The sequence below is a fragment of the Amycolatopsis sp. NPDC033938 genome, assembly GCF_055575975.1.
The window spans coordinates 176,166-193,077 of sequence record NZ_JBVIRO010000012.1; the positions used below are offsets into that span (position 1 = coordinate 176,166).

The following is a 16,912-nucleotide window of genomic DNA, read 5'->3' on the forward strand; positions in this document are numbered from 1 at the left end:
GAGACCTTCGTGTCGGCTTGCGGCAGACTACTGGAACGTAAGCGGTAGTGGGAGTAATCGCTGGTCGGAGTCACCGGCCGGCCCGTCGAGGGGAGCCGGGGACGAGATGTCCGGATCCGAGGAGGCGCGCCGGTACCGGCCGGACGACCGGTGTGACGACATCAGGGCCGCGACGACGCACGCCAGGAGCACCACCACCAGGTTGGCCGTGATCAGCGACAGCCGCCCGCAGCGCCGGACGGCGATGGCGCCGGGACGGCGCGTGGCCGTGGCGCCGGGCGACAGGTAGCGCAGGTCGGCCTTCGCCAGCGCGCCCTCCACCGACGTGAACTCCGCGACCTGGCGGCCGCAGCGCTCACAGGCCTTCAAGTGTTTTTCGAAGGCGTATGCCTCGGCTTGATCGAGCACGCCGAGCACATAGGCCGCGACATCGGTGTGTTTCACCTTTCGCTTCCTCATCGCGAACCCAGCTCTCCTAACGACCGTCGCAATGTCTTCATAGCCGCGTACAGCCGTGATTTGACCGTTCCCTCCGGGATTCCCAATATCACCGCCGCCTCCCGGACCGTATGTCCGGTCAGATATGTCTCGTAGATGACAGCCTGGTATTTGCGGTCCAGATATCGTAGCGCTTCGGAAATGACGAGCGCGGACAGTGACTGATCCGTCTGATCCGCTATTTCGGCGTTTTCGGAACTGTCCAGCTCCACCTCCTGAGGTCGGGCCCGCCGGTTTCGCCAGCCGTCGATCACGATCCGCCTCGCGACCGTGAGCAGCCAGCCGCGCAGCATTCCCGGCTCGCGGTTCAGTGTGTCGGAATGCTGCCAGGCGCGAATCAGCGTCTCTTGGACCACGTCCTCGGTCCACTGTTGGTCGTGGCCGGTCAGGTACATGACCTGGTTGAACAGATTCGTCCGGAAATCCTTGTACAGCAACGAAATAAGCTCGTCGGACGGATCGTCGGACAGGTCGGTCGCGTGCCGATCGCGGCCGAACTGACACCCTCTGCCCACTGCTTCCATAAGGTTTGCGACCTCCCCAGCGGTGGAGGATTTCACGAGTCCGTACACCGTAGCGCAGACTATCGCCGTAAGCCATGTGCAGTAGTCATCTATTTACAATTAGTTGCCCCCGGTACGTATGGCGGCGCAAAACGGTTCTAAATGACTAGTGTGATGCACATCACACTACCTTGGGTACGCAAAGATCGAACCGGCCGCTCCGCTTTGCCGTACTCCCAGTGAGGCACTGAACGGCAATGGGCTGCACGGGGACGGGTGAAATGATCTATCGACTGCTCGGTATGGTGATCGGTTGTCTTGCGATATGGGTCGGCTTGCCTGCCGACGCCTATGCGGAAATCGACGCCCATGACCGGGAACTGCTCGTAGGGGTCCGGCAGGCGGGTCTATGGGAAGGCCCGGTCAGTCGTCAGGCGGAACAACGCGGGACCGGGCAGCGGGTGCGCGAGGTCGGTCGCAAACTCGCGGACGACCACGATCGGCTCGACACACAGGTCCGCGAACTCGCCGCGAAGGCCCGCGTCGAACTCCCCAGCGAGCCGACCGAGGAACAGCGATCCTGGGTCGACGAGATCTCTGGTGCCGCCGGCGCCGACTTCGACCGCCTCTACGTCAACCGCGCCCGCGCCGCGCACGGGAGCATCTTCGGTCTCGCCTCCCAGGTCCGGGCGGCCACCCGGGACGACGCGATGCGTTCCTTCGCCCAGACGGCCGTCGACACCGTCATGCGGCATATGACCCTGCTCGAAAGCACCGGTATCGCCGGGACGGACTCGCTGATGGTCGTCTCCACCGGCGGCAACGAACTCGACGGCGGCGACATCGTGCTCGGCGTGCTCATGGTGGGGATCGCGGGCGGCGCGACCTTCGGCCTCGTACGCCTGCTCGGCTCGCCGGGCAGGCACGCATGACGGCCTCACTCCTCGCCCTCATCCCGGCCCCTTCGCCACACGACAGCGGGGTGCGGGACATCGCCACGCTTTCGGCCCGGTTCGCCTACGTGACGATGTGCCTGACGCTGGCCTGGGGCGTGCTGAGCGCCACCGGCTGGATCCGGCGGATCACCGGGCACGAGGCGCTGCGCGGCGGTCATATCGTGCTCGCCGCGTTCACCCTCGCGACCGGCGTGGTCCACGGGTTGTCCTACCTCTTCCTCGACGACGATTCGTTCGGTTTCTTCATGCTGCTGATCCCGTTCGCGGGCGGCGGGTTCGCGCGGCACGCGGCCGGTGTCGTCGGCCTGGAACTGTTCGTCGCGGTCTCGGTCACCGCCGCCTTGCGCCGCAGTGTGGTCACCCGCAGCTGGCAGCGGTTCCACCAGGTCAGCTACTTCTCGGTCGGTCTGCTGGCGATCCACTCCTGGCTCGGCGCGGCCGCGAACGGCACCCTCGCGACGGTCTGGCTCGGCGGGATCACCGTGCTCACCCCGGCCGTCGTGCTCACCGTGCTCCGGGTGCTGCCGCTACCGGCGCTGGTCCGCCTCGGGCTGCTCGACGGCGCGTCCGGCCGGGCCCAACCGGTCCGGATCTCCGTCGACGACAAGAAATGCCACCGCTACGCCATCTGTCAGGCGGAAGCGCCGCAGGTCTTCCAGCTCACCGGCGACGGTCAGCTGCGCTATCTCCGAAAACCCGGCGCGAAACAGGTGCCGCGGGTACAGGCCGCGGCCAGAGCTTGTCCGATGCGAGCCATCCAACTGCAAGGGGCGGGACAATGAGCGAACGGATCGTCGTGGTCGGCGGCGGGCTGGCCGGGCTGCGGTGCGCGGAACGGCTCCGGGAACTGCGGTTCGACGGTGAACTGGTGATCGTCGGCAACGAGCCGGATCTGCCCTACCACCGGCCGGCGCTGTCGAAGCAACTGCTGACCGGCGAGACACATCCGGCGGAGATGATGCTCGCCAGGCTCGACGAGATCGACGCCGAATGGCGGTTCAACACCCCGGCCACGCATCTGCAACCGGGCCGCCAGGTGGTCCACCTGCCTGGGGCGGAGGAACTGCGCTACGACGGTCTCGTCATCGCCAGCGGCGTCGAACCGCGGCGCCTGTCCGGGGTGCCGCACGGGCATCCGCGCGTGGTCGTCGTCCGGACACTGGCCGACGCCGCCGAACTGCGCGACAACCTCGCCGCCGACCACGGGCCGGTCGCGGTGCTCGGCAGCGGTTTCATCGGCTGCGAGGTCGCGGCGAGCCTGCGGGCGATGGGCCGCGAGGTCACCATCATCGGCCGGTCGGCGAATCTGCTCGGCGAGGCCGTCGGCAAGCACATCGGACAGAAACTCTCGGCGCTGCACCGGGCACGGGCGGTGCGGCTGCGGCTCGGCGCGTCCATCGAGAACTGGCAGACGACGGCGAACGGGCTGCGGCTGCGGTCGTCCGACGGCTGGATCCTCGACGTGTCCTGCGTCGTCGTCGCCGTCGGGACCGTCCCGTCGATCTCGTGGCTGCGCGGGTCCAAACTGCCGCTCGACGACGGCGTCGTCTGCTCGCCCACCTGTCACGTGCTGGGGATGGGCAACATCGTGGCAGCGGGAGACGTCGCGCAGTGGCCGAACCTGCGTTTCGACGAGACACCGAGGCGGGTCGAGCACTGGCTCAACGCCGTCGAAATGGGCCGGGCGGCCGCGGAGAACCTCCTCGCCGGGCCGCAGGCCGCGCAGCCGTTCGCGCCGGTGCCGCGGTTCTGGTCCGAACAGCACGGCGTGCGGATCCAGGCGGGCGGCATTCCCAAGCTCGGCACGGACACCGTCGCGCTCGCCTCGCCCGTCGGTGGCGAGAAACCCGTCACCGGCTTCGTGCGCAAGGGGCGGCTCGTCGGCGTCGTCGGCCTCGACAGCCCGTCCGCCGTCCTGCATTGGACCAACGAGATCGCGGAGCAGAACCCCGTCAGCCACCCAGGAGAAACGGAGAAGTCGGATGCGCCGATCGCGGTTGACCATGCTCCTCGTCATCGCGGCGCTCGTCGTGGGCGCCGCGATGTGGTGGCAGGCGGCTGATTCCGGGGAGCAGGCGGCGCTGACGGCCGGGGCTCCGGTCACCGAAGCCCTCCCCAGCCCGCGTACGCCGCAGACCAGCACTCCACGGCGGACGAGTTCTCCCACCGAGTCGGCGCCTCCGCCAGGCAGGCAGCTCACGGCCGTCTACATGACGAAGATGGGGCAGGCCGTCCTCGACGACACCGGCGCCGTCCTCTTCCGCTACGAACACGACAACCCGCACAAGGCCCGCTCGGCCTGTCACGGGGACTGCGCCGCGGTGTGGATCCCCGTCACGACCGCGGGGACGCCGAGGGTGACCGGCATCGACCCCGCGCTCGTCGGCACCGTCAAACGTCCCGAAGGCGCCAAACAGGTGACCTTGGCAGGCTGGCCGCTCTACAAATTCGCCAACGCGCGGCCAGGGGAATGGACCGGACAGGGCACCGGCCACGTGTGGTTCGTCATCAAACCCGACGGGCAGCGCAACCTGAACTGCCTCCCCGCGCCCGTGCAGTAGGATTCGCCGACGGACGAGTCGGCGGGGCGGCCGCGAGCCGGGAGACCGGTTCGAGGAAAGTCCGGACTCCACAGGGCAGGGTGGTTGTTAACGGCAACCCGGGGCGACCCGCGGGAAAGTGCCACAGAAAACAGACCGCCTCCGTTCGCTTCGCGGGCGGGGGTAAGGGTGAAACGGTGGTGTAAGAGACCACCAGCGTCCTGGGTGACCAGGACGGCTAGGTAAACCCCACCCGGAGCAAGGTCAAGAGGGAGCCGCGAGGCTCCTGCGCAGGCGTTCGAGGGCTGCCCGCCCGAGCCTGCGGGTAGGCCGCTCGAGCCCGTCGGCGACGGCGGGCCTAGATGGATGGCCGCCACTCGCTCCGCCGCAAGGTGGAGCGGGGACAGGATCCGGCTTACACGCCGGCTCGTCCGTACTCCTTCCCCTCGCTCAGGCGCGGGGCTGAAGGGAACCTTCCCCTCATCTCACGCGGTGAAGGGCGCTTTCCCCGCGTGAGATGAGGGGAAAGCGTCCTTCAGCCCCTTTGGACGCTGCGCCCCCTGTCTACTTGCCGGTAGGGTGCCCGCATGGGCGAAGCGAGTCGGGTCTCGGGACGGTTCCGCGGGACGTTCGATGTACTGCATTCCCTCAGCTACTTCGCACCCGAAACGGAAGCCGCGCTCACCGACGCGGGCCTCCGGCCGGGGCGCATGACCTACTTCGCGGGCCGCGCGGCGCCGATGGGCGCGGTGGGCCCTGGCGTCGTCGCCGCCACCTTCTACAACTTCAATCCGGAGCTGGTCGCCCGCTATATCCCGCGCGCGTGGACGCTGGCCACCCCCGACCGGATCATCGAGGCCCGGTTCGAAGCGGTCGACGCGACGTTGATCCGGCTGCTCGGCAAGGACGTCCTGGACTCCGAAGAGGTCGCCGAAGCCGCCCAACTCGCACGTGAGGCGACCGCGGGCTGCCAGGTCGACGGCCGTCCGCTCTACGCCGGGCACGCTGACCTCGACTGGCCGAGCGAGCCGCATCTCGTCCTCTGGCACGCCATCACGCTGTTGCGCGAGCACCGCGGCGACGGCCATATCGCCGCCCTCGTCGTCCACGGCCTCAGTGGGCTCGAAGCCCTCGTCACGCACACCGCCACCGGCAAGGGTTTCCTGCCCGAGGCGGCCAAGGCGTCCCGCGGGTGGAGCGACGAGCAGTGGGACGCGGCGGCCGACGCGCTCCGCGAGAAGGGCCTCCTCGACGCCGACGGCGGTCTGACCGAGGCCGGGAACGATCTCCGTGAGCGGATCGAAGCCGCCACCAACGCGGCGTCGACCGGGCCATGGGAACACCTCGGCGAGGAGAAGACCGCGCGGCTTCACGAGCTGTGCGGGCCGTTGAGCCGTCAGGCCATCGCGGCGGGCGCTTTTCCCGCGAATGTGTTCTCTACGGGCAGATAATCACGCTATGTAGTGAAAATACGGGTCCGGATTTCGCGTTGGGTAACGGAAGCGTGACTTTCCCTTGATCGGCCTCCATGATTTTTGTCGAATGCGTGCTCACCCAGCGGACTCGCGAGAAGCCACCGAACGAGTCATGTCACACTGGTCGCGGCCAAAATCTCGCCGGTCGACCCGTACTTACAGTGAGCGGCTGCCTCGCAACCGGGTGAGTCCGTCAGCACACTGCGAAATACGGGTGGCCGGGGTTAATCCAGACGACCCTTGCAACGATGATGGAGACCGAGGATGGTCGTGGTGCTGTGCCTCGCTCTGTGATCAGTAGACAAAACGATATCTACAGAGCGCGCTTTGACCACTACGCCTCGTGACGCCATGATGTTCGAAGCACCACCGAGCCAGAACCGCGCGAACCCCCTCTCCGCGCACCGGGAGTAATGCGATGATGACCTTGACCACCCTCGACACGCTGGCCGCCGGCGAGCTCGGCACCGGCAACGTCCGCACCTGGCTGATCGACAACATCATCCCCCTGGTGCTGCTGGCCGTCGCGCTTCTTCTCCTGTGGCTGGGCGGTGGCAAAGGGGACAACGCCGGTGTCATGCGTCGTCTCGCCGGTGTCGTGATCGCGCTGGCGATCATCGGCCTCGCGGTGAGCGGCGCCGGAGTCAACGTGGGCCAGTGGATCGCCGGCCTCTTCACAGGCTGAGGGCTCGCGTTGCGTATCCGGACCGATGACGAGGTTTACCGGGTCGACGCCGTCTGGCTCGGCCCGCCGAAAGCGACTTTTCCCTGGAGAGCCCGCTACGTCGCGTGGCTCGTCGGTATCCCGGTCTTCCTGCTCGTGCTCACCGTCGAACGGTGGGCGGGCTGGAGCTTCGGGTTCTTCTCGACCGCCTGGGCTTTCGTCGCCACAATCGTGATCACCAGGTTGATCACGTCCAAGATCAGCCACGAGCGTCCGCTGGGCGCCGTGGCCGGGATGGCGGCGAAAGAGCTCAACACACCAAGAGAACGGACCACGGGCACAGGCGGCGCAGCCAGCGCATCCCGCGTCCGGGTGCGGGCGACGCGCCCGTTGCCGAAGCATCGCAGGAGACGGCAGTACCAGCACCACGGCTACGGCGGCGGCGCCGGAGCTCAGGGAACACCACGAGCGCGTCGGAGCCGCTCTGCGGCTCGGGCCGGGAGGTAGTCGTTGTTCGGTCGCGGCGGAAGCCGAGGAAAACGTGATCGTGACCTGCACCAAGGGGCCTGGAACCAGCCCCAGCAGGTTCGCTCCGCGCAGCCCAAAAAGGCTTCGGGCAAGGGGAGGCGGCTGCCCGGCGAGGCGGCCATTCCTACCTATACCCCGTCGATCGCCGCGCGAAGCATCGACGGACACCTGTTACGCACCGGTTATGAGGTTTACGCCTGGTACCGGCTCGCGCCGCAGCGCTGGTCGTTCCGGTCGGACTCCCAGCGCCGCGACCTGATCGCGGCCATCGCCGGCCAGTACGCGGAACTCCAGGGCCGCTGGCTGCACCTGCGCGTGACCAACCGGCCGTACCCGATCCGGATGTGGGCCGAGGCCCACGTGCACAACGCCGTCGGCCGTCCACAGGACGTGCCGGGCGCGCTGTCCTTCGACGACTACCTCATCGGCGAGCAGCAGCAGCTGATGGGCCGCTCGATGGCCGAGAAAGAGGTCTATCTCGGCGTCCAGGTGCAGACGCGGCGGATGATCGACCGCGCGGTCGAGAGCGCCGCCCCGGTGCTGCGCAAGATCCTGCCGGAGGCCGTCGACGCCGAACTGGCCGCGCTCGACTCCGAGGTCGAGCACCTCGACCAGGTGATCGGCTCGGCGGGGCTCGAAGGCCGCCCGGTGCACGCCGAAGAGATGTCCTGGCTGATGCACCGCTCGTGCTCGCTGGGGCTGCCCGCGCCGCGCAACATGCCCGCCGTCCCCGGCGCGGCCTGGGAGCCGGAAGACCTCGCCAGCTTCACCGACGCGGCGGACTTCCACGCCGAGCCGTACGCGCCGACGGTCACCGTCCGCGGCCGCACCGGCTCGAACGCCGGGGTCTCGCGGCATCTCGCCGTCCTCACCGTCGGCCAGATGCACGGCCTGCAGATCCCCGAGGTCGACGACCCGTGGATCCAGCACGCGGACAGGCTGCCCGCCGCCGTCGAGGTGTCCGCGCGGATCTACGTCCGGCGCCCCGAAGAGGTCGCCGGTGAGCTCCAGCGTCAGATGAACAAGGTGCGTTCGCAGGTCAAGCACTACACCGACGAGCACGAACTGGAACCGCCGCAGTCACTCGCCCGCCAGGCGGGCCGGGTGCTGGAGATCGACGACGAGATGACGTCGGGCTTCACCGCGCTGGCCACCCGCGTGCGCTCGTGGTGGCGGCTCGCGGTGTCCGGCCCGACCGAGCGCGACGCGCTGCGCCTCGCCCAGCAGCTGCTCGACCTGTACAAGCCGAAGATCGCCGTCGAACATCCTGAGGCCCAGTACGCGCTGGCCAGGGAATTCATCCCCGGCGAGCCGCTGGCCTCGGCGGCGTACATGCGCCGCGGTTCGGTCGTGTGGGCGTCCTCGTCGGTGCCGACGGCGACGGCCGAGGTGGGCGACCGCCGCGGCATCCTGCTCGGCGAGACCGTCACCGCGACTCGGCGCCCGGTGGCGTGGGATCCGTGGATGGCGCAGGAGATCCGCGACGGTTCGGGCCTGACAGCGATGGTTGCCGGACTCGGTGGCGGTAAGTCGTTCCTCGGCGGCGGCATCGTCTACAAGACGCTCCGAGCGGGCGCGCACTGGACGATCCTCGACCCGTCAGGCCCGCTGTCGCGGCTGTGCGACCTGCCCGAACTACGGCCGTACGCGCGGAACATCAACCTGCTCAACGCTCAGCCCGGCATCCTCAACCCGTACCGCGTGGTCGCCGAGCCGCAGCTCGAGCACTTCATGGACGAGGACGACCCCGAGCGCTCCTGGCGGCGGGAGAAGGCCCTCGCGGGTGCGACGCGACGCCGTCTCGTACTCGACGTCCTCACCGGGGTCCTGCCGTACGAGGTCTCGCGGATGGCGCAGACCCGGATCGTGCTGTTGCGCGCCGTCCGCGCGGTCGGTGGCCGGTTCGAAGCAGACCCCGGCCAGGTCATCGACGCGCTGCGCCGGGACTCCAGCGAGCACCACGAGCACGCCGTCGTCGTCGCGGACTTCCTCGACGAGATGCGCGAGCGGATGGCGCTGCTCATCCCGGAGACCGACGCGGACCCGTACGCCGAAACCCGTGACGACCGGATGACCGTGCTGACCATGGCGGGGCTGACCCTGCCCAAGGACGGTGTCCCGCGCGAGTACTGGACGGACGCGGAATCCCTCGGCGTCGAGATGCTGAACCTCGCCGCGTGGCTGACGCAGCGGTCGGTGTACGAGAAGCCGAAGGAACTGCGCAAGGGCGTCTGGATCGACGAGGCGTTCTTCCTGTCCGAGGTCCCGACCGGTCGCGTGCTGATGAACCGCTTCGCCCGTGACTCGCGTAAGTGGAACGTCCGGGTGCTCCTGTCCTCGCAGATCCCCGCGGACTTCCTGAAGATCCAGGGTTTCGTGGCGCTGCTGGACTCGGTGTTCGTCGGCCGTCTCGACGACGACGACGCCCAGGCCGACGCGCTGCGCCTGCTGAAGGTCCCGGTCGGCGTCGGCTACGAACAGGTCGTCGCGGCGCTGGGCCGCCGCCCCGGCTCGTCCCGCGATCTCCAGCGCGACGTCGAGCCGCGGCAGTTCATCTTCGGCGACGGCGCTGGTGGCGTGGAGCGGATCCGCGTCGACTTCTCCGGTCCGCACCTGGAACACCTGCGCCGGGTCATGGACACCACGCCGGGCTCGCCCGACGCCAAACCGTCCCGGCCCGGCAACGAACTCGCGGTCCCGGCGGAGAAGCAGTTCGTGGCGTCGCCACCGGAGGAAGACGACTTCGAGCTCGAAGAGGATCTCGAACTCGCGGCAGAACTCGAGGTCGGGCTCACCGACGAGCAGATGCTCGGCGCGCCGGACCCGCTGGCCGCCGAGACCGGCGAGGTCCAAGGCACCGTCCAAAATGGACACAATGGGAGCGGGGAAAAGGGCGAGCAGCACGCACGGGCCGGTAAGGGTGGCACCGGCAGGGATGCCGCATGAACACGGTGATCACGCTGGCGTGCGTGCTCGCGTTCGCCGCCGGCTGGCACGCGCTGCGCCGCCGCCTCAAAGAGGGGCCGCGGCCGGGTAAGAGCATGCCCAGCCGTCGCGCGACGATGTTCGTCGTCGTGCTGATCCTCGGCCTGCAGGCCGTGGCGACCGCTCCGGCGGCGTCGGCCGCGGCGTGTGGTGAGGCGCCGAACCCGGAACGGCCCGGTGCGGGCATGGTCGGCGCCCTCGACCCACCCGCGACCGCTCGCGGTGAAGGCGGCAGCCCGTACAACGTCTACGGGTACGCGGGACACGTCTGGGACACCTACGAAACCGACTGCGGTCCGCTGGCCGGCATCACCTCGCCCAACTCGACGATCGACACCTGGGCGGGCAACCAGCTCTTCAACATCGGCAAGAACATCGTCGGTGCCACGAACTCGCTGCACTACACCGTGCTGCAGGGCAGCCTCCTCAGCCCGCTGTACAACGCCGTCAAGGCCGGGGCGGAGAAGGTCTACAACAACATCTACGCCCAGTTGTTCGGCCTTGCCGCGCTGATCATGTCGATCATGTTGTTCCGCAACATCTGGCGTGGTGATCTCGCGGCGGTCAGCAAACGGGCGCTGTACGGGCTGGCCGCGGTCTGGCTGGCCGCGTCTTCCTTGGCGCTCCTGCGTTTCCTCGATCCGATCGACAACGCGATCGTGCAGACCACGACCAACATCCAGGCGGGCTTCATCGACGAGGCCAAGACCCCGCCGCCGACCCAGCCGGCTCCGCCCACGCCGCAGCCGTGCCAGGCGACCCCGGAGGCCGTGGCCGCACGCCAGCCATGGGACCGGGTGCCGACCGAACTGCATTGCCGGGTCGTCTACGACAACTGGCTGCGTGGAGAGTTCGGCAGTCCGGACTCGCCGCAGGCGCTGCAATACGGTCCGGCCCTGTTGGACGCGCGTGCCTTCACCTGGGGCCAGATCCAGCAGGGCGGGGACGCCGACGCCGCGCTGGTGGATTCCAAGAAGGCCGCCTTCAAGGACATCTCCACCAAACTCGGCCCGGCGACCGGCTACTTCACCGGTGAGGACGGCAGCCGCGTCGGCGCCGGTTTCCTTTCCCTCGGCCAGGGAATCGTCTACTCGCTGTTCCAGCTGCTGGCCAAGGCGACGGTCCTGCTCGCGCAGGTGCTGATCAGGATCTTCGTCCTGACGGCCCCGCTGATCGGCTTGATCGCGTTGCTGCAGCCGCAGATCATGCAGCGCATCCTGAAGGTGGTCGGAGCGGTCGCCTTCAACCTGATGGTGCTCTCGGTCCTCGCCGGGGTGCACACCCTCCTGCTGGAGGCGATCTTCACCGCGGGGAACTCGCTTTCCTTGCTGACGAAGATGGTGCTGGCCGGGATCATCACCGTGCTGCTGTTCATGGTCGGCCGTCCCGTGCGGCGGCTGTGGCAGATGGTCGAGATGTCCGTCGGCATGGTCGGCGGCGCGGTGCCCTCGCCACGCGGCGGGCTCTTCTCCCGCTTCCGCAGGAAGAACAACGAACCGACCCCGCAGGACGCGTTCTGGCAGAACGTCCGCGACACCGACGACGTCGTCGACGGTGACCTCCGCGGTCCTGTCGGCGCGACGGTCGGCGGCGGCCGGTTCCGGCCGGAAGCGACGATCTTCGCCAGCTCCCAGCGGCTCGACAACGGTTCCGGTGCGATCAGGCCCGCCGCGGCCTGGTCCGGCGCGCCGTGGCCGGGCGCGGTCGGCGGTGGCGGCGGCATGCCCGCGCTCCCCGCCGGTGGCGGTGGCGGCGTCCCGGTGTTCGGCCAGTACAACCCGTCCGCGGGCAATCCCGGCGACTCGATGTTCACCTCCGGCGGGCGGAGTCCGATCCAGGTACCGAGCCGCCGGGTCGACACCTCTCCGGTCGCCGACCGGCGCTGGAGCGACGAACCGGAGCCGGTCGTGGTGCCCTCGCGGATGAATTCCGCCGGTGGCGGCTACGCCATCCCCGATCAGTCGGGCACCGTGCCGGTGCAAGCCGGGCCGTCGACCCCGCGTCCTCGCCGGGTCGACCCCGAGGTCGTCGCGGGCAAACCGGTCTTCGTGCTGTACCGGCCTTCGCGCGGGCTCGAGGTCCGCGAGGAAGTCCGTGACACAGACCGCGCAATGGGTCGGTGACCCATGCCGATCCGGACCAATCGCGGGCGTACCGCGGTTTACCGCAGACTGTGGGGCTGGCCGCTGCGCTCGCCCCGGCACCTCGTCGGCACGCTGGTCGTCCTCGCGGTGGTGCTCACCGCGGTGGGCATCATGCTGCCCAAGGCCATCGAAAAACCGGGGCAGACGGCCGGTGGGCCGGGTTCTTCGGCGACCAGTACCTCGCGTCCGGGCGTCGCCGCGCCGGTGACCGTGACGTCGACGTTGCCGCCGCGGCTGACCACCCAGCCGCCACCGTCTTCCGCGCCACCTGACCAGAGCGGTGTCCGGGTCGCCAAGGAGTGGGTGACGGCATGGGCGAATCATCCGAACGGTACGACGACCGAGCAATGGCTGAACGGATTGCGTCCGTACACCACCGAGGAATACCTGGCCGGGGAACTCACGACGGTGGACCCCGCGAACATCACCGCCACGAAGGTGACCGGGGAGCCGCAGGTGGTGTCCTCGCTCGCCGGATCGATGGAGGTGGACGTCCCGACGGACGGGCCCAAGGTCCGGGTCACCGTCACCCAGCGGAACTCCGGGTGGCGGGTCACCAAATTCACTCAAGCGAGCTGACCCGATGAAGATCGGGATCATCGTCGGCGTGCTGATCGCCGCGGTCTTCGCCGCGGTGGTCACCACGGGCACGGTCACCAAGGTGGTGACCGAGCATATGGAGGCGCAGGCCGGCGGCGTCGTCAAGACCTCGTGCGACGCGTCGATCGGGCCGACCCTGCCCGGTCAGGTCGATCGCGGTTCTTCGGACATCAACAAACTCGACGACGAACAGAAGGGGATCGTCGCGCTGATCATCTCGATCGGCAAGCAGCGGTCCCTTTCGCCCCGCGCGTGGCAGGTGGCGATCCAGGCCGGGATGACCGAGTCCAAGCTGCGGAACCTGACCTACGGTGACCGCGACTCGCTCGGTATCTTCCAGATGCGGCCGTCGATGGGCTGGGGCACCGTCGCGGAGGTCACCAACCCGCCGTACCAGGTCAACAAGTTCTACGACGTGCTGCTCGCGGTGCCGGACTGGGAGAACCTGCGCCCCGGTGACGCCGCGCAGCGGGTGGAGCGGTCCGGCTTCCCCGACCGGTATCACAGCTGGGAGCCGATGGCGGCGCTCCTCGTGCAGAACGAGGGCCAGATCGTCGACGTCGTCGGCTGCGGTTCGAGTGTCGGCAGTGTCGTGCCGCCGAGCCAGGCCGCCGCGCAGGCCATCAAGTTCGCCCTCGCCGAGCAGGGCAAGCCGTATGTGTGGGGCGCCACTGGACCGAATTCCTACGACTGCTCCGGGCTGATGCTGCGGGCCTACGAGTCCGCCGGAATCATCCTTCCGCGGGTTTCCCGCGACCAGTACAAGGCGGGCGCGATGCTGCCGGTGCGGCAGGCGCAGCCGGGTGACCTGCTGTTCCTCGCCACCGTCCCGTCGAACCCGGCGACCATCCACCACGTGGCGATGTACCTGGGAGACGGCAAGATCGTCGAGGCGCAGCAGACCGGCGTCCCGGTGCACATCCGCGACTTCTCCTTCGATGAGGCCGAAGTGGTCGCGCAGGCGGTCCGTCCTGGCGTTTAGCATGGTGAACGGGTGGTTTCGCGACCGCGGGACCATCGGATTCACCCGAAGTGGCGGCCTGTCCACCGGCGAGCGGCCGCACACTGGCAGAGGATGAAGAACGTGGCACGGAAATTCGGAAGGCGAGGCAAGCCCGCGGCGGGAGTCGGCCCGGAGGTCGATCCCCGCGATCTTTTCGGTACTCCACAGCCCGCGCGGCAGGCGGCGAGGCCGGCGTCGAGCACGCCGCTGGCCGATCACCTGAACCAAGGCTGGCCGGGCGTCGACCCCGGTTACGTCGTGCTGCCGCGTTCGCTGGCCGAGGGGATGTCGCTGCCATGGCAGCAGCAGATGGCCGCCCTGCTGGCCCAGTTCCACCACGAGAACGGCCACCTCGCGTGGCCGATCTACCGAGTCGTGCCTTCGCGCTACGAAAAGCTCGTCGATCTCGATGAAGAGCAGCTGGCGGAGGCCGGCTACCTGGTCGAGATGGACACCGAAGGCGAGATGATCTACCGGGAGCGCAGCGGGCGGAAGATCGAGGACCCGGCGAACACCACGGTGCTCGTCTCCTGTCTCGACCCGATCCCGAAGCCCGCGCAGCGCCAGGCACCGCCGCCGTCGCAGGCGGCCCCGCCGTCGACCGGTCAGCCGCCGCGCGCCCCGGCGCCGATGAACATCGGGCCCGCCCCGGTGTGGCGCACGGTCGCTCCGCCCGCCGGGCCGCCCGCGCCGCCGTTGCCGGGCGCTCACCCGGCACCGCAGCCACCGCCGCCCGCGCAGACGCAGGCCGGGCCGCCTCCTGTCGCGCAACCTCCGGCTGCTCAGGGGCCGCCTCCTGCGGTGAGCGTGCCTCCGGCGACACCGGAAGCGCCGCGGTCCGCCGCGCCGTCACAGGCGGAACCGCAGCCGGAGCCGCCGCAGGCCGCGAGTCCGCCGATGCCGGTCACGCCACCGCCTTCTTCGATGCCGCCTGCCGCTCCGCCGGTGGCGCCGCCCGTGACCGGGCCGCCTTCGGGACCCTTGCCGCAACCGACGTCGCCCGGTTCGCCGCCGCCGGGCACCCCGGCCGCGCCGGAGCCCGCCACCCCGCCGCGCGGTGTGCCGATGCACCGCGGATGGTTCGACGAACTCGCCGACAACGTGCCGGAAAGCTCGAAGGTGGATCCGCCGGAGGGCGGGGAGTTCGGCCCGACCGGTGAGCCGACGGAGATCCCCTACCGCTACCGCAAGTGATGACAGGACGTCCTGGTGATGTCACGCTAGACGCATGTCGAGCGACCCGAACCCGGATCAGGGCTGGTACTTCAACACCAAGACGAACCAGGTCGAGCACCTGGAACGCGGCCGGAGCATCGACCTCCTCGGCCCGTACCCCGACGAGGCGACGGCCCGGCGGGCACTGGAGATCGCCAAGGAACGCACGCGGCAGGCCGACGCCGAAGACGCCAAGTGGAACGGCGACTGAGCCTCGCCCGCCGCCCCCGCGCGCGCGGTCGCGGACCGCGTCCATGAAGGAATTGGGACACTCAACGTCCCAATTCCTTCATCGTCGCGGTCCGAGTACCGGGCCGAGCCTGCGGAGAGAGCAAGGGACCTTTGCTACTTGGGGTTTTGCGGGCTGGTCGTCACCCCCAACAAGAGCCGTGACCTGGCATTACCGTGCACTAGTTCTCAGTAGTGGGAGACGTTGCACGGCCTGGATACGGCCTGAGGGCGGCGGGCCTGGTGCGGTCGGATCGGGGCTCGATGCCTCGATCCGACCGCTCACGCGGCTACACCGCGAGAAAGTCAGTGCCGCACCCTTGACAGGTGATCGATGCCTGCTCAAGGGTACTGCGGGCGACTCGGATCCGGCGGGAGCACAGGCAGGTCGCCACCGCCAAGTTGCTCGATCCGGGCTTTTTGGTTGTGCCCGCTTCGGCGTGCCGGTAGGCGGTGATTGCGTGGTTGATGGCGGTGATGGTGTCGGCGTAGCGGTCGGCGGTCTCCGGGGTGACAGTGGTCAGGCTCCACCCGATACGCGGATCAACGTCGACGGCAAGCCCCAGCTCCTCGGCAATCGCCCGGAACTGCTGGTTGTGGTAGCGGCCCTGCCGGGAGGTGTCTTTGACCTGGCGGGTGTGGGCGATGCCGTGCGCGGCCTCGTGCAGCAGGGTGCCGAGCACATCCACGGCTCCGCGCTGGAGTCCTTCGCCGGACACGAACAACTCCGGCAGCCGCTCACCGTCGCCGTGCTGCCACCGTCCGGCCGCGAAATGCCCCAACCGGAGAGTGCCCGCTTTGGCTCCGATGCTGCCAGAGCCGATGGTCAGCACGACGTCGGGAACATCGGCGTGGCGGGCTTGGATGATCACCCACGCCGTTTCCAGAGCGTGAACCAAGGGGCTGGTGATGGTGGCGGTCATAGCGGTGTACCTCCCTGACGGGCTTTGACACTTAAGCGTCAAAACGCTTGGTTTTCGTCGAGGGGATCCCGGCTGAACCTGGCCTGTGGAACTGAAACCGGTCTGCCCGGCCTAGCCGGTCCCCTTACCCGATAGGGAGCCCGCTTATGTGGCTGGGCTGGTGTGTCAAGGCACGCTTTCCCGCCTTGACACGGCGGACCGGCCATATAACGATCAGCGATCGAGGAAGGGGCTACATTTCCTTATTTTTTGAATCTTTGGTTCTTTTGGAGTAATAAGCTCCGGGCGTTCTAGAAGGAATAATTCGTTTCTGCTAGGTTTTCGGCGTGCCTCAGTTCCCCGTCTTCGCGGGGATGATCCAGCAAGCACGTTCTCGTGAAGGTTGGATGAGGCACGTTTTCCCTGCGAACGCGGGGATGCTCCGTACACTCACACGCGTTTAGTGCGTTCCCTGCGTTAGCGGGGGTGTTCCATATACGCGCATGCGTTTAGTGCCTTCCCTGCGTCAGCGGGGATGATCCGTTGTTTCACAACGGAGCTAAATTTCTCCCTGCTGTAGCGGGGATTGAGGAGTCCCGCTCAATTGGGCGGGGCTCTTCTGCGTTGTGCGGCTTTCGCCTTGCGGCACGGTGTCACTCAAACGCGGCGTG

At 68.4% G+C, this 16,912-nt stretch carries 16 protein-coding genes and 1 other RNA gene; 14 read left to right on the forward strand and 3 right to left on the reverse strand.

Annotated elements, in window-relative coordinates:
• Nucleotides 1–27: 27 nt before the first annotated feature.
• Nucleotides 28–444 carry a zf-HC2 domain-containing protein gene (locus tag ACZ5ZX_RS27590; RefSeq protein ID WP_465504868.1) on the reverse strand — a complete coding sequence of 139 codons (417 nt, stop codon included), beginning with the start codon at nt 442–444 and terminating at the stop codon, nt 28–30.
• An 11-nt stretch (nt 445–455) separates the two neighbouring features.
• Nucleotides 456–1,022, reverse strand: coding sequence for a sigma-70 family RNA polymerase sigma factor (locus ACZ5ZX_RS27595; protein ID WP_465504945.1), 567 nt, complete (start codon nt 1,020–1,022; stop codon nt 456–458).
• A gap of 260 nt (nt 1,023–1,282) precedes the next feature.
• On the opposite strand from ACZ5ZX_RS27595, the gene ACZ5ZX_RS27600 reads away from it, so the two are divergent.
• The 14 genes from ACZ5ZX_RS27600 (at nt 1,283) to ACZ5ZX_RS27665 (ending at nt 15,322) form a co-directional block, all read left to right on the forward strand.
• Complete coding sequence (locus tag ACZ5ZX_RS27600) at nt 1,283–1,933, forward strand: DUF4142 domain-containing protein (protein WP_465504869.1); 651 nt, start codon at nt 1,283–1,285, stop codon at nt 1,931–1,933.
• Entirely contained in the window at nt 1,930–2,739 is an 810-nt protein-coding gene (locus tag ACZ5ZX_RS27605) for a ferredoxin (RefSeq protein WP_465504870.1), read from the forward strand. The genes ACZ5ZX_RS27600 and ACZ5ZX_RS27605 overlap by 4 nt, the downstream gene beginning before the upstream one ends.
• The gene (locus ACZ5ZX_RS27610) at nt 2,736–4,019 is read left to right on the forward strand and encodes an NAD(P)/FAD-dependent oxidoreductase (protein WP_465504871.1); all 1,284 of its coding nucleotides are present in this window, start codon (nt 2,736–2,738) and stop codon (nt 4,017–4,019) included. Before ACZ5ZX_RS27605 ends, ACZ5ZX_RS27610 begins: the two co-directional genes overlap by 4 nt.
• Nucleotides 3,940–4,518, forward strand: coding sequence for a COG4315 family predicted lipoprotein (locus ACZ5ZX_RS27615; protein WP_465504872.1), 579 nt, complete (start codon nt 3,940–3,942; stop codon nt 4,516–4,518). Before ACZ5ZX_RS27610 ends, ACZ5ZX_RS27615 begins: the two co-directional genes overlap by 80 nt.
• 14 nt (nt 4,519–4,532) lie before the next feature.
• Nucleotides 4,533–4,931: RNase P RNA component class A (rnpB, locus tag ACZ5ZX_RS27620), an RNA gene on the forward strand.
• A 153-nt stretch (nt 4,932–5,084) separates the two neighbouring features.
• Nucleotides 5,085–5,948 (forward strand): SCO6745 family protein, encoded by an 864-nt coding sequence (locus ACZ5ZX_RS27625; protein ID WP_465504873.1) that lies wholly within the window; start codon nt 5,085–5,087, stop codon nt 5,946–5,948.
• 442 nt (nt 5,949–6,390) lie between these two features.
• Nucleotides 6,391–6,657, forward strand: a complete 267-nt coding sequence (locus tag ACZ5ZX_RS27630; RefSeq protein ID WP_005166545.1) for a hypothetical protein — start codon at nt 6,391–6,393, stop codon at nt 6,655–6,657.
• A 9-nt stretch (nt 6,658–6,666) separates the two neighbouring features.
• A complete protein-coding gene (locus ACZ5ZX_RS27635) occupies nt 6,667–7,143 on the forward strand; it encodes a hypothetical protein (RefSeq protein WP_465504874.1) in 477 nt (158 codons plus the stop codon).
• Between the two features lie 3 nt (nt 7,144–7,146).
• Nucleotides 7,147–10,110, forward strand: coding sequence for an ATP-binding protein (locus ACZ5ZX_RS27640; RefSeq protein ID WP_465504875.1), 2,964 nt, complete (start codon nt 7,147–7,149; stop codon nt 10,108–10,110).
• Nucleotides 10,107–12,272 (forward strand): magnesium transporter, encoded by a 2,166-nt coding sequence (locus ACZ5ZX_RS27645; RefSeq protein ID WP_465504876.1) that lies wholly within the window; start codon nt 10,107–10,109, stop codon nt 12,270–12,272. The genes ACZ5ZX_RS27640 and ACZ5ZX_RS27645 overlap by 4 nt, the downstream gene beginning before the upstream one ends.
• Nucleotides 12,273–12,275: 3 nt before the next feature.
• A complete protein-coding gene (locus tag ACZ5ZX_RS27650; protein ID WP_465504877.1) occupies nt 12,276–12,872 on the forward strand; it encodes a hypothetical protein in 597 nt (198 codons plus the stop codon).
• Nucleotides 12,873–12,876: 4 nt separating this feature from the next.
• Complete coding sequence (locus ACZ5ZX_RS27655) at nt 12,877–13,875, forward strand: C40 family peptidase (protein WP_465504878.1); 999 nt, start codon at nt 12,877–12,879, stop codon at nt 13,873–13,875.
• Nucleotides 13,876–13,977: 102 nt separating this feature from the next.
• A complete protein-coding gene (locus ACZ5ZX_RS27660) occupies nt 13,978–15,090 on the forward strand; it encodes a hypothetical protein (protein ID WP_465504879.1) in 1,113 nt (370 codons plus the stop codon).
• A 34-nt stretch (nt 15,091–15,124) separates the two neighbouring features.
• Nucleotides 15,125–15,322, forward strand: a complete 198-nt coding sequence (locus ACZ5ZX_RS27665; RefSeq protein WP_016331585.1) for a hypothetical protein — start codon at nt 15,125–15,127, stop codon at nt 15,320–15,322.
• Nucleotides 15,323–15,629: 307 nt separating this feature from the next.
• On the opposite strand, the gene ACZ5ZX_RS27670 is transcribed toward ACZ5ZX_RS27665, so the two are convergent.
• Nucleotides 15,630–16,262, reverse strand: coding sequence for a hypothetical protein (locus tag ACZ5ZX_RS27670; protein WP_465504880.1), 633 nt, complete (start codon nt 16,260–16,262; stop codon nt 15,630–15,632).
• Between the last annotated feature and the right edge of the window lie 650 nt (nt 16,263–16,912).